This is a genomic window from Streptomyces sp. NBC_00158, from assembly GCF_045160885.1.
Lineage (GTDB): Bacteria > Actinomycetota > Actinomycetes > Streptomycetales > Streptomycetaceae > Streptomyces.
Genome location: NZ_CP108161.1, coordinates 2,161,049 through 2,172,577 on the forward strand (window position 1 = coordinate 2,161,049; position 11,529 = coordinate 2,172,577).

The 11,529-nt window shown below is 73.0% G+C and carries 11 protein-coding genes; 4 read left to right on the forward strand and 7 right to left on the reverse strand.

Annotated features, from left to right (window positions below; genetic code table 11):
- Positions 1 to 151: 151 nt before the first annotated feature.
- From OG553_RS09530 to OG553_RS09545, 4 genes are all read right to left on the reverse strand, one after another.
- Positions 152 to 2,617, reverse strand: a complete 2,466-nt coding sequence (locus tag OG553_RS09530; RefSeq protein WP_405978571.1) for an ATP-binding protein — start codon at positions 2,615 to 2,617, stop codon at positions 152 to 154.
- A 177-nt stretch (positions 2,618 to 2,794) separates the two neighbouring features.
- On the reverse strand, positions 2,795 to 3,436 hold the full coding sequence (locus OG553_RS09535; RefSeq protein ID WP_405978572.1) for a LysE family translocator: 642 nt from the start codon (positions 3,434 to 3,436) through the stop codon (positions 2,795 to 2,797).
- Between the two features lie 81 nt (positions 3,437 to 3,517).
- A complete protein-coding gene (locus tag OG553_RS09540; protein ID WP_125603340.1) occupies positions 3,518 to 3,841 on the reverse strand; it encodes an STAS domain-containing protein in 324 nt (107 codons plus the stop codon).
- Positions 3,842 to 3,998: 157 nt separating this feature from the next.
- Positions 3,999 to 4,847, reverse strand: coding sequence for a 3-hydroxyacyl-CoA dehydrogenase family protein (locus OG553_RS09545; protein WP_405978573.1), 849 nt, complete (start codon positions 4,845 to 4,847; stop codon positions 3,999 to 4,001).
- A gap of 342 nt (positions 4,848 to 5,189) precedes the next feature.
- Here OG553_RS09545 and OG553_RS09550 point away from each other — a divergent pair, with 342 nt between their 5' ends.
- Entirely contained in the window at positions 5,190 to 5,762 is a 573-nt protein-coding gene (locus OG553_RS09550; protein ID WP_125816345.1) for a cob(I)yrinic acid a,c-diamide adenosyltransferase, read from the forward strand.
- Here OG553_RS09550 and OG553_RS09555 read toward each other — a convergent pair.
- Complete coding sequence (locus OG553_RS09555; RefSeq protein WP_405978574.1) at positions 5,759 to 6,334, reverse strand: hypothetical protein; 576 nt, start codon at positions 6,332 to 6,334, stop codon at positions 5,759 to 5,761. The two genes, OG553_RS09550 and OG553_RS09555, sit on opposite strands and share 4 nt — an antisense overlap.
- Before the next feature lie 157 nt (positions 6,335 to 6,491).
- Between OG553_RS09555 and OG553_RS09560 the strand changes: the two genes are divergently transcribed.
- From OG553_RS09560 to OG553_RS09570, 3 genes are all read left to right on the forward strand, one after another.
- Positions 6,492 to 7,688: a sensor histidine kinase gene (locus OG553_RS09560; RefSeq protein WP_405978575.1), complete on the forward strand. Its 1,197-nt coding sequence runs from the start codon at positions 6,492 to 6,494 to the stop codon at positions 7,686 to 7,688.
- Positions 7,685 to 8,338, forward strand: a complete 654-nt coding sequence (locus OG553_RS09565) for a response regulator (protein ID WP_405978576.1) — start codon at positions 7,685 to 7,687, stop codon at positions 8,336 to 8,338. The genes OG553_RS09560 and OG553_RS09565 overlap by 4 nt, the downstream gene beginning before the upstream one ends.
- A gap of 136 nt (positions 8,339 to 8,474) precedes the next feature.
- Positions 8,475 to 10,370: a glycosyl hydrolase family 18 protein gene (locus OG553_RS09570; protein ID WP_405978577.1), complete on the forward strand. Its 1,896-nt coding sequence runs from the start codon at positions 8,475 to 8,477 to the stop codon at positions 10,368 to 10,370.
- A 93-nt stretch (positions 10,371 to 10,463) separates the two neighbouring features.
- Here the strand turns inward: OG553_RS09570 and OG553_RS09575 are convergent, their stop codons facing one another.
- Positions 10,464 to 10,910, reverse strand: a complete 447-nt coding sequence (locus tag OG553_RS09575; protein ID WP_405978578.1) for a DUF2550 domain-containing protein — start codon at positions 10,908 to 10,910, stop codon at positions 10,464 to 10,466.
- A gap of 127 nt (positions 10,911 to 11,037) precedes the next feature.
- Positions 11,038 to 11,412 carry a F0F1 ATP synthase subunit epsilon gene (locus OG553_RS09580; RefSeq protein WP_007266595.1) on the reverse strand — a complete coding sequence of 125 codons (375 nt, stop codon included), beginning with the start codon at positions 11,410 to 11,412 and terminating at the stop codon, positions 11,038 to 11,040.
- Between the last annotated feature and the right edge of the window lie 117 nt (positions 11,413 to 11,529).

The window sequence follows — 11,529 nt, forward strand, 5'->3', positions numbered from 1 at the left end:
ATTCGCGCAGCGAATTCCAGCCCCGCCGGCGTTTGAGGCGCGGGGGTGCGGGGGCGGAGCCCCCGCAAGGGGTCCGGGCGCAGCCCGGGGAACGGTGGAAGGGCGGGGAGGGGCAGGCCCCGCGCAGCGGCCCGCCCCCACCCCGGGCGGGTCAGATGGTCTTCGGGGACTCCGACGCCGTGGGCGACTGCGCCTCCGTCGAGGTCGTCGGCGGCGTCGGGGCCTCCGAGGTGACGGGCGGCGGGGTCGTGACCGGCGGGGGCGTCGTGGCCGGCGGCGGGGTGGTCGCCGGGGGCGGAGTCGTCGCCGGGGGCGGGGTCGTCGCGGGCGGCGGGGTCGTCCCCGGGGCCGGTGTCGTCCCCGATGGCGGGGGCGTCGCGGCCGGCGGCGGGGTCGTGGGTCCGGGGCCCTCGCCCCGGGTCGGGTCGCTCCCGGCCCCCGGCGGAGCCACCGGCTCCGGCGGCGAATCGTTCCCGCTGTTCCCCGGCACCTGCGGCGGGGTCACCGCCGGCGCGTCCGGGGACGAGGACACGGCCGGTTCCGCCGGCTGCTCCGGGTCCTCGCCCGCCGTCAGCGACAGGCCGACGACCGTGCCGAGCGCCACCACCGTCAGCGCCCCGGCGGCGGCCAGCAGCACCGTCTTGCGCCGCTGCACGGGCCCGGGCTCCGGGCGGCGCGGGAACGGCGCCGGCACCGGAGACGGAGCCGGCGCGAACGCGTCCGCGTAGACCTGGGACAGGGTCGTCGCCGAACCGGCCGGCTTCCCGATCACCTGCGTCACCCGGGTGACCTGGGTGACCGCCTCGGAGCCAGGGCCGGCCGGCTTCACCGCGGCGGACGCCCCGGGCGGCAGCGCCGCGAGGACCGGCGGGGCCTCCAGCCGCAGCGGCGGCGAGGCCTTCGCCCCCAGCGCCTCCCGGTCCCGGTCGGTGACCAGCGCCAGCGCCCGCCGCCCCGCGACCGTCCCGCGCTTGTCCGCGAGCGCCCCGCGCAGCCCGATCGAGGCCTCCAGCTCCGCCCGCGCCCGGTCCAGGCGCCCCTCGCAGAGCGCGAGCACGCCGAGCTCGTGGTGGAAGTACGCCTGCTCCGCGACCTCCCCCGCCTTCCGCGCGGCCTCCGCGCCCGAGCGCAGCACCCGCCCCCAGGCCTCCCAGGACGGTGCGGCCGCCAGCGCCGGGGCGGCCGTACGGGCCAGGAGCACGGCGGCCACCACATCGGCGCCGCCCAGCGCGGCGAGCACCGCGTCGGCCTCCGCCGCGACCCGCTCCGGGGTCACCGAGGCGTGCCCGGTCCACCAGGCGTAGTGCCGGGCGGCGGTGCGCGCCTCCTCGGCGGCGCTCTCCCCGTACCCGGCCTCCTCCAGCTGCCGCGCGACCCCCTCCGCGAGCCGGTGGCGCGGCCCGACGGGGGTGATCAGCCCGCAGCCGAGGAGTTCCGCGACGGCGGCGTCGGCGTGCGTGTCGCCGACCAGCGCGGGCAGGTGGGCGTGGTGCGGGAGTTCCCCGCCGAGGGCGCAGGCCGTGCGCAGGGCGGCCCGGGCCGACTCGCTCACCCGGGAGGCCAGCAGCTCGGCGGGGGCCGCGGCCTGCGCCAGGGTGGGCAGCGGCACGTGGGAGGGGTCGCGGGGGCGTTCCTCGAAGACCCCGGGCTCCTCGTCCTCGTCGTCGGCGGAGCCCCGGTTGAGCTCGTCGCGCTGCCGCAGCAGCGCGGCGGCCTGTACGAAGCGCAGCGGCAGGCCCTCGGAGGCGAACCGCAGGTCCTCCGCCCAAGCCGTCTCCTCGTCGGTGAGCGGCCTGCCGGTGGCGGCCTCCAGCAGCCGTACGCAGTCGGCCCGGCCGAGGCCGCCGAGGAAGACCTCCTCCAGGTGCGATTCGTCGGAGGGGGCCTTGGTGTCGGGGGTGGCGGCCAGCAGGTAGGCGCATTCCGGGGTGGCGCGCAGCAGTTCTTCGAGGGCGGCGCCGCCGAGTTCCAGGTCGTCGAGGAGCACGATCGCGCCGATCTCGGCGACGCCCGCGAGGAGTTGCGTACGGTCGGGGCGCTCGTCCCGGGTGTCGTACACGGTGGCGTAGAGGGTGTGGAGCAGTTCGGCGGGCTGCTGCCTGCCGTGGCCGCTGAGCCGGACGACCCCGTCGGGGGCGAGGTCCGCGCAGTCGGCGGCGACCGCGTCGAGGAGGACGGAGCGGCCGGATCCGGCGGGGCCGGTCAGCCGTACGGAGCGCCCGCGGCCGAGGAGGCGTACGAGCCGCTCGCGCTCGTCGGCGCGCGCCAGGAGCGGCAGGGCCGGGACGGGCGGTCCGGGCAGCACGGGCGGGCGCGCGGCGGCGGCCCGGTCGGCGCGGGAGGCGGCGCCGCGCCGGGCGGGGCGGCGGCCCGCGGCCTCGCGGGCCTCGGGCCGCAGGGGCTCGATCTCGCTGCCGTCGACGGGGTTGACGGTGAGGGTGAACTCCCCGCTGGTCAGGGTCACGACGCGGGCGGGGGCCGGTGGCTGCGCGGCGGACGCCGGGGGCCTGGAGGCCGGGGCCTTGGGGGCCCCGGCCTCCGCCGCCGGTGATGCGGCCGGCCGTCCCGTCGCGGCCTGCTGCTCGTCCTTGCCGGGCTGCCCCTGTGTACGGTCCATGCCCCTGTCCCCCGATCGCGCCGCGCGCCCGCCGCCGTCTTCGCCGTCTTCGTCGTGCCCGGCGCCCGCTCACGTCGTTGTCGCCACCGGTCCGGTTTCCGCCCGACCCTAGACCGTGGGCGGGCCCGGCGTCACCGCAGGGGTGCCTTCACCACGGGACCGTCACGGTTCGTGCGGTCAGTCCTTGCGGCCGGTCACGGCGATGGTGACGCCGAGGCCGATCATGGCGAGCCCGCCGGTGCCGCCGATCACGGACAGGCGGCGCGGGGATCCCGCGAACCAGTCGCGGGTGGTGGCGGCGGCGAGTCCCCAGAGGCTGTCGAAGACGATCGCGATCAGGTTGAAGACCAGTCCGAGCAGGAGCATCTGGAGCATGACGTGCCCCTGCTCCCGGTCGACGAACTGGGGCAGCACGGCCGCGAAGAAGACGATGGTCTTGGGGTTGGCCACGCCGACGGCGAAGCCCTCGCCGAGGGTGCGCAGGGTGCCGTGGGCCTCGGGGGCCGCCTCGGCGACCGCGGCCCGCAGCGATCCGCGGCCGCGGAAGGCCTTGACTCCCAGGTAGACGAGGTAGGCGGCGCCGGCCAGCTTCAGGGCGGTGAAGACGAGGACGGAGCGTTCGACGACGGCGCCGACGCCGAGCGCCACGGCCACCACGAGTACGTACGCTCCGAGCGTGTTCCCGGCCACCGTGGTCAGGGCGGCCCGTCGGCCCTGTGCCAGGGCCCGTCCGACGACGAAGAGCACGCTGGGGCCGGGGATCACGATCAGCACGAGGGACATGGCCGCGAAGGCCAGCAGTCTGTCGGTGGACACCATGGATCCATGTAAACGGAGCCCGCCCCGGGCCCGCAGCCCCTTTTTCCCGGGCCCGCCCCCGGGCCGGACCCCTGGCCCCCGTCACACGCGGGGCAGGGACTCCGCTTCCAGTCCGCCCTCGATCGCGAGGATGCGGTGCAGCCGGGTCGCGACGAGCAGCCGCTGCATCCGGTCGGGCACCCCGCGCAGGACCAGGCGCCGCCCGGTCCGGCCGGCCCGCCGGTGCGCCCCCATGATCACGCCGAGTCCGGTCGCGTCCCAGGAGTCCAGGCCGGTGAGGTCGAGCACGAGGTCGCCGTGGCCGTCGTCGAGGGCGGTGTGGAGGACCGTACGGGCGTCAGCCGCGCTGCGCACGTCGAGGCGGCCCCCGACAGCGAGTTCGGCGTGGTCGCCCCTGATGTGCATGTGTGCTCCCCGGCTTTACTGCGTACGTGTGGTCCGACGGGTCCGTGGTCGGCAACTCTCACTGCAACTGACTGCCGTGCGGGCGGTGAAGTTGCCGACCGTGAGCGAACCGATACCTAATTCACCCCGTAGGGTGCGGGGATTCGAACGGCCGTGCTCAGTGCTTGTAGAAGCCCTGGCCGCTCTTGCGGCCGATGTCGCCGGCGTCGACCATGCGGCGCATCAGCTCCGGCGGCGCGAACTTCTCGTCCTGGCACTCGGTGTAGATGTTGCTGGTGGCGTGCAGCAGGATGTCGACGCCGGTGAGGTCGGCGGTGGCCAGCGGGCCCATGGCGTGGCCGAAGCCCAGCTTGCAGGCGATGTCGATGTCCTCGGCGGTGGCCACGCCCGATTCGTAGAGCTTCGCGGCCTCGACGACGAGGGCGGAGATCAGGCGGGTGGTGACGAAGCCGGCGACGTCGCGGTTGACGACGATGCAGGTCTTGCCGACCGACTCGGCGAACGCGCGGGTGGTGGCGAGGGTCTCGTCGCTCGTCTTGTAGCCGCGCACCAGCTCGCAGAGCTGCATCATCGGGACGGGCGAGAAGAAGTGCGCGCCGACGACCCGCTCCGGGCGCTCCGTCACGGCCGCGATCTTGGTGATCGGGATGGCGGAGGTGTTGGAGGCCAGGATCGCGTCCTCGCGCACGATCTTGTCGAGCGTGCGGAAGATGTCGTGCTTGACCTCGAGCTTCTCGAAGACGGCCTCGACGACGATGTCCACGTCGGCGACCGCGTCGAGGTCGGTGGTCGTGGTGATCCGCGCCAGCGCCGCCTCGGCGTCCTCGGCGGTCATCCTGCCCTTGGAGACGAACTTGTCGTAGGAGGCCTTGATGCCGTCCGTGCCCCGGGTCAGCGCGGCGTCGGTGACGTCCCGCAGGACGACGTCCCAACCCGCCTGAGCGGAGACCTGAGCGATCCCGGAACCCATCAGTCCCGCGCCGATGACGGCGAGCTTCCCAGCCACTGCACACCCCTAGTTGTTCTCAGTACGACCCGGCCTCGTAGCCTCTCCGGCGGAGACTAGCGCCCGTGAGGGGCCCAGTGACCGCGAAGTAACACGCGTCACGTCTCAGATGACGGACATCACACTGGTACGGCCCAGGAGGCCTGCGCGGCCGCACAGTTCAGTTCTCGCCACCTTCGTACCGGGCCACCAGCTCCTCGATGCGGCCCGGTTCCCAGCGGGCGGCCGGGAGGTGGCCGGGGGCCGCGCCCGGGCGTCCCGCTCCCCCGCTCTCCGGGCCCGCGCGGCCCCGCGGCCCCCGCTCGACGGTACGCGGCCTGCGGGCCCGTCTACGCTGGCGCCATGGTGAACCTGACGCGCATCTACACCCGTACCGGCGACAAGGGCACGACCGCCCTGGGCGACATGAGCCGGACGCGGAAGACGGACCTGCGGATCTCCGCGTACGCCGACGCCAACGAGGCCAACGCCGCCATCGGGACGGCGATCGCGCTGGGTGCGCTGCCGGAGGAAGTGGTGAAGGTACTGGTCCGCGTGCAGAACGACCTGTTCGACGTCGGCGCCGACCTGTGCACCCCGGTGGTGGAGGAGCCCGAGTACCCGCCGCTGCGGGTGGAGCAGTTCTACGTGGACCGGCTGGAGGCGGACTGCGACGTGTTCAACGAGCAGCTGGAGAAGCTGCGCAGCTTCATCCTCCCCGGCGGCACCCCGGGCGCGGCCCTGCTGCACCAGGCCTGCACGGTGGTCCGCCGGGCCGAGCGCTCCACGTGGGCGGCGCTGGAGGAGCACGGCGAGGTGATGAACCCGCTGACGGCCACCTACCTCAACCGCCTCTCCGACCTCCTGTTCATTCTGGCCAGGACGGCCAACAAGGAGGTCGGGGACGTGCTCTGGGTCCCGGGCGGCGAGCGCTAGCGCTTGGTTTCGGCCAGCTCGGCGTCCTGGCCCCCGGCGCCCGCCGGGGCCTTGCGGGGCCAGATCGTGTAGGTCGCGGCGATCAGGGCCTGGATGCCGATGACCTTCAGGGTGACGCCCTGGTACGCCTGGAGCTGGGCGGTGTCGGCGGTGTCGCCGACGTACCAGATGCCCGCCTGGAGCAGCCCGTACGCGACCGCGGCGGCGGCCAGGGTCCGCGTCCACAGCTTCCACTCGTGGACCGCGCGGGCCTTGCCGTACTTGCTTCCCGGCGGCTTCGGGCCCCCGGCGAAGCGGTGGGCGGCGTGTCCGTCGAGCCACTTCACGGTGTAGTGGCCGTAGCCGACGGTGTAGCCGATGTAGAGCGCCGCGACACCGTGCCGCCAGCTCGGCTCGCCGCCGTTCTTCAGGTCGATGAAGGACACCACCAGCAGGACCAGCTCCAGCAGCGGCTCGCACAGCAGCAGCACGGCCCCCAGCCGCGGCATTCCGGCCAGGTAGCGCAGCGCCAGACCGCCCGCCAGCAGTACCCAGAAGCCGACCTCACAGGCGATGATCAGCCCGACCAGCATGACGGCTCTCCCTTCCTTCCTCGTTCCCCCGGTCTCCACTCCAAGGGTTCCGGCCGCCGCGCCCCGCCGCGTCGTCGTCAGTGACGAAAGCCCACTGCATCCTTCGATGTAGCGCAGCATCAGCCCGGGTGCCGAGGCCCCGCCGCGCCGGACCGTGTTGGATGGGGACGTGCTCCCCAAGATCCCCCGCCCGCACCGCGACGACGTCGTGCTCGCCGGCGTCAGCGTGCTCGCCGGCCTGCTGCTGTGGGCGCTGGGCGTGCACAGCTCGCCCAGCCGGCACTTCCTGCCCGACTGGGCGGTACTGGTGCCGCTGCTGGTGCTCGGCGCCCTGGAGCTGCTGCGCCGCACCATGCCGAACGTCACCCTGTCCGTCGGAACCGTCGCCGTGGTCGTGGACCAGTTCACCCTCGGCAACATCGCCAGCGTCATCATCTTCACCGACCTGATGTACGCGGCCGTGGTGTACGGCAAGCCCGCCATGGCCCGCCGGCTGCCGGTCACCACCGGCCTGATCACCGTGGCCGTCACCATCGGCTCCCTGGTCTGGCTGCGCACCCCGCAGGCCCTGCTCATCGGCGTGATCACCGGCATCGTCAGCTTCGCCCCGGCCCTGACCGGCGCGACCCTGCGCAACCACCGCGAGGCCGCGGAGGCCGCCCGGCTGCGGGCCGAGCAGACGGCGCTGCTGGCCGAGATGGACCGCAGCCAGGCCGTGGTCGCCGAGCGCGCCCGGATGGCGCGGGAGCTGCACGACATGGTGGCCAACCACCTGTCGGCGATCGCCATCCACTCCACCGCCGCGCTGTCCATCGACTCCCCCGCCACCAGCCGCGAGGCCCTCGGCGTGATCCGGGAGAACAGCGTGCAGGGGCTGGCGGAGATGCGCCGGCTGATCGGGCTGCTGCGGGACGCGGGGGCGGAGCAGGAAGCCGTCGCGGTGCCCTCCCTGGACGGCCTGGACGCCCTGCTGGGACAGGCCCGTACCAACGGGTCGGCGAGCGGTCTGGACTTCGTCCTGGCGGACGAGCGGCCCGCCGGCGCGGCGCTGCCGGCGCCGGTGGAGCTGGCGGCGTACCGGATCGTGCAGGAGTCGCTGACGAACGCCCTCAAGCACGCCGCGCCCGGCACGGTCCGGGTGCGCGTGGCGCACGGCGCGGGGCTGCTGACGGTGGCGGTGGACTCCCCGTACGGGGAGCGGCCGGACCCGCGGGCCCCGGGTTCCGGGGCGGGGCTGATCGGCATGCGGGAGCGCACGGAGCTGCTGGGCGGGACGTTCACGGCGGGCGCTACGAACAGGGTGTGGCAGGTGCGGGCGGTACTGCCCGCCGAGGAGAGGGCGGTGCAGTCATGACCATCAGGGTCGTCGTGGCCGAGGACCAGCGGGCGGTACGGGCCGGTCTGGTGCTGATCCTGCGCAGTGCGGGCGACGTCGAGGTGGTGGGAGAGGCCGCCGACGGCGAGGAGGCGGTGCGGCTGGCCGAGGAGCTGCGGCCGGACCTGGTCCTCATGGACGTGCAGATGCCGAAGCTGGACGGGGTGTCGGCCACCCGGCAGGTGGTGGAGCGGGGGCTGGCGGACGTGCTGGTCCTGACCACCTTCGACCTGGACGAGTACGTTTTCGGCGCGCTGCGCGCGGGGGCGGCGGGCTTCCTGCTGAAGGACGCGGACGCTGCGGAGCTGATCGCGGCGGTGCGGACGGTGGCGCGCGGCGAGGGGCTGATCGCCCCGGCGGTGACCCGGCGGCTGATCGCCGAGTTCGCGGCGCCGAAGGTGGTGCGCGCTCCCGTGCGGCCGGGGGCGGCCGCGGCGGTGGACTCGCTGACGCGGCGCGAGCGGGAGGTGCTGGGGGCGCTGGGCGAGGGGTTGTCGAACGCGGAGATCGCCGTACGGCTGGACATGGCGGAGGCCACGGTGAAGACCCACGTCAGCAGGCTGCTGGGGAAGCTGGACCTGCGCAGCCGGGTCCAAGCAGCCGTACTGGCACAGGAGTTGGGGATCTAGACGGCCCCTGGAGCTAAGGTCTGGACCTCTTGACGCTTGGTCCAGACCTTTCTAGTCTCACCGCATCACTGTGGTGAGCGTGCCATGACAAAGAGCGACACCGGGCGTGCTCACGGGCGGCGCAGGTCCCACCCCCATGTACCGATCGGCCCCACGATCGGTACGGACCTACGGAGGAGCACCCTTGAGCACAGCACCCCCACGACCCAACCGTCTGTTCAGGAGGCTGGCCGCCACCGTGGCGGCCCTCGCCCTGCCCGTCGCCGGCCTCGTCGGCCTGGCCGGCCCGGCGCAGGCGGCCCCCTCCGCGACCGCCACCTACACCAAGGTCTCCGACTGGGGCTCCGGCTTCGAGGGCAAGTGGACGGTGAAGAACACCGGCACCACCTCCCTCAGCAGCTGGACCGTGGAGTGGGACTACCCGGCCGGCACCCGGGTGACCTCCGCCTGGGACGCCACCGTCACCAGCTCCGGCAACCACTGGACCGCCAAGAACCTCGGCTGGAACGGCACCCTGGCCCCCGGCGCCACCGTCAGCTTCGGCTTCAACGGGACCGGCGCCGGCGCCCCCTCCGGCTGCAAGATCAACGGCGGCTCCTGCGACGGCGGCACCAACCCCACCGACAACCCGCCCTCGGCCCCCGGCACCCCCACCGCGACCGGCGTCACCGAGAACGCGCTGACCCTGTCCTGGACCGCCGCCACCGACGACAAGGGCGTCAAGAACTACGACGTCTACCGCAACGGCGGCAAGCTCACCACCGTCACCGGCACCACCTTCAACGACGGCGGCCTGACCAAGGGCACCACCTACACCTACGCGGTCACCGCCCGTGACACCGCCGACCAGACCGGCCCCTCCTCGGGCGAGCTCTCGGTCACCACCCCGGGCGGCGGCGGCACCGATCCGGACCCCGGCGCCAAGGTCAAGCTCGGCTACTTCACGAACTGGGGCGTCTACGGGCGCAACTACCACGTGAAGAACCTCGTGACCTCCGGCAGCGCCGCGAAGATCACCCACATCAACTACGCCTTCGGCAACGTCCAGAACGGCAAGTGCACCATCGGCGACGCCTACGCCGACTACGACAAGGCCTACACCGCCGACCAGAGCGTCGACGGGGTCGCCGACAACTGGGACCAGCCCCTGCGCGGCAACTTCAACCAGCTGCGCAAGCTCAAGGCCAAGTACCCGAACATCAAGGTCCTCTTCTCCTTCGGCGGCTGGACCTGGTCCGGCGGCTTCGGCCAGGCCGCCCAGAACCCGGCCGCCTTCGCCGACTCCTGCTACGCCCTGGTCGAGGACCCCCGCTGGGCGGACGTCTTCGACGGCATCGACATCGACTGGGAGTACCCCAACGCCTGCGGCCTGTCCTGCGACACCAGCGGCGCCGCCTCCTTCAAGAACCTGATGTCGGCCCTGCGCACCAAGTTCGGCGGCTCCAACCTGGTCACCGCCGCGATCTCCGCCGACGGCTCCAACGGCGGCAAGCTCGACCTCGCCGACTACGGCGGGGCCGCCCAGTACGTCGACTTCTACAACGTGATGACGTACGACTTCTTCGGCGCCTGGGACGCCAAGGGCCCCACCGCCCCGCACTCCCCCCTGACCTCCTACGCCGGCATCCCGATCGCCGGCTTCAACTCCGAGGCCGCGATCACCAAGCTCAAGGGCAAGGGCATCCCCGGCTCCAAGCTCAACCTCGGCATCGGCTTCTACGGCCGCGGCTGGACCGGAGTCACCCAGGACGCCCCCGGCGGCACCGCCACCGGACCCGCCCAGGGCACCTACGAACAGGGCATCGAAGACTACAAGGTCCTCAAGAGCAGCTGCCCGACCACCGGAACCGTCGCCGGCACCGCCTACGCCAAGTGCGGCAGCAACTGGTGGAGCTACGACACCCCCGCCACCATCGCCTCGAAGATGACCTGGCTGAAGAACCAGGGCCTCAAGGGCGCCTTCTTCTGGGAGTTCAGCGGCGACACCGCCAATGGTGAACTCGCCGGAGCGATCCACACCGGTCTGCAGTAACCCCCACGCACTGCACGGCCCGGTGTACGACGAAGCCGGGGAGGCGGGACCGTCCCCCGCCTCCCCGGCTTCTTCACGTACGCACGGCCCGGATCAGGCCACGTTCACCCTCTGCCCGGGCGGCGCCGCCTCCAGCCAGGCCAGGAAACCGGTCAGCGCGTCCTCGCTCATCGCAAGCTCCAGGCGGGTCCCCTGGTGGGAACAGCCGAGCACGACCGCGTCGGACAGCAGGGCCAGCTCCTCCTCGCCCTCGGGCGCGCGCCGTGCGAGCACCTCGATGGAGGAACGCTCCAGCAGCCGGCGCGGGCGGGGCGAGTACGAGAAGACGCGGAACCACTCGATCCGGTCACCGCTGTAGCGGGCGACCCCGTAGACCCAGCCCTTGCCGGAGACGTCCGGCTCATCGGCCACGCCCCAGCGCATGCTGCAGTCGAAGGTCCCGCCGGACCGCTGGATGAGCCTGCGGCGCAGCCCGAACACGAACAGCCCGATCACCACCAGGGCTACGACCAGGCCGCTCACAAGCAGAGCGAGGAGCATCTTCACCGACCTCCTCGCTCATCGAAAACCGCACAGACAAAAGTACGTACATCGCCTCAGCCGCGACCCGGTCCGGAAAATTCCGGACCCGACCGCGGCTGAGGTATCAAACTGTTCGGTACGGGGCTCAGTGGCCCGCGACCGCGCGCAGCCGGACATCGGCGCGACGTTCGGCGGCCGCGTCGGCCTCCGACTTCGCGCGCTCCAGTGCCCGCTCCGCCCGCTGGACGTCGATCTCGTCCGCGAGCTCGGCGATCTCGGCCAGCAGGGACAGCTTGTTGTCCGCGAACGAGATGAATCCGCCGTGCACCGCGGCGACGACAGTGCCGCCCTCGCTGGTACGGATGGTCACCGGGCCCGATTCCAGCACACCGAGAAGCGGCTGGTGACCGGGCATGACGCCGATGTCGCCGGACGTGGTGCGGGCGACGACCAGGGTGGCCTCGCCGGACCAGACATTGCGGTCCGCCGCGACCAGCTCGACGTGCAGCTCAGCAGCCAAGGTGGCTCCTCGGGTCACCACCCGGCGGGTCAGCCGGGTGTTGGGTCAAATTCTAATGGGCGTGTGGAGAGGGACGGGACACACCCGCCCCTCTCCGGAGAAACCTGCGAACCGGAT

Excerpts from the sequence above, each read along its gene's own strand:
- OG553_RS09530 (WP_405978571.1), bottom strand. The coding sequence starts at position 2,617 with ATGGACCGTACACAGGGGCAGCCCGGCAAGGACGAGCAGCAGGCCGCG.
- OG553_RS09535 (WP_405978572.1), bottom strand. The coding sequence starts at position 3,436 with ATGGTGTCCACCGACAGACTGCTGGCCTTCGCGGCCATGTCCCTCGTG.
- OG553_RS09540 (WP_125603340.1), bottom strand. The coding sequence starts at position 3,841 with ATGCACATCAGGGGCGACCACGCCGAACTCGCTGTCGGGGGCCGCCTC.
- OG553_RS09550 (WP_125816345.1), top strand. The coding sequence starts at position 5,190 with ATGGTGAACCTGACGCGCATCTACACCCGTACCGGCGACAAGGGCACG.
- OG553_RS09555 (WP_405978574.1), bottom strand. The coding sequence starts at position 6,334 with ATGCTGGTCGGGCTGATCATCGCCTGTGAGGTCGGCTTCTGGGTACTG.
- OG553_RS09565 (WP_405978576.1), top strand. The coding sequence starts at position 7,685 with ATGACCATCAGGGTCGTCGTGGCCGAGGACCAGCGGGCGGTACGGGCC.
- OG553_RS09570 (WP_405978577.1), top strand. The coding sequence starts at position 8,475 with ATGTACCGATCGGCCCCACGATCGGTACGGACCTACGGAGGAGCACCC.
- OG553_RS09575 (WP_405978578.1), bottom strand. The coding sequence starts at position 10,910 with ATGCTCCTCGCTCTGCTTGTGAGCGGCCTGGTCGTAGCCCTGGTGGTG.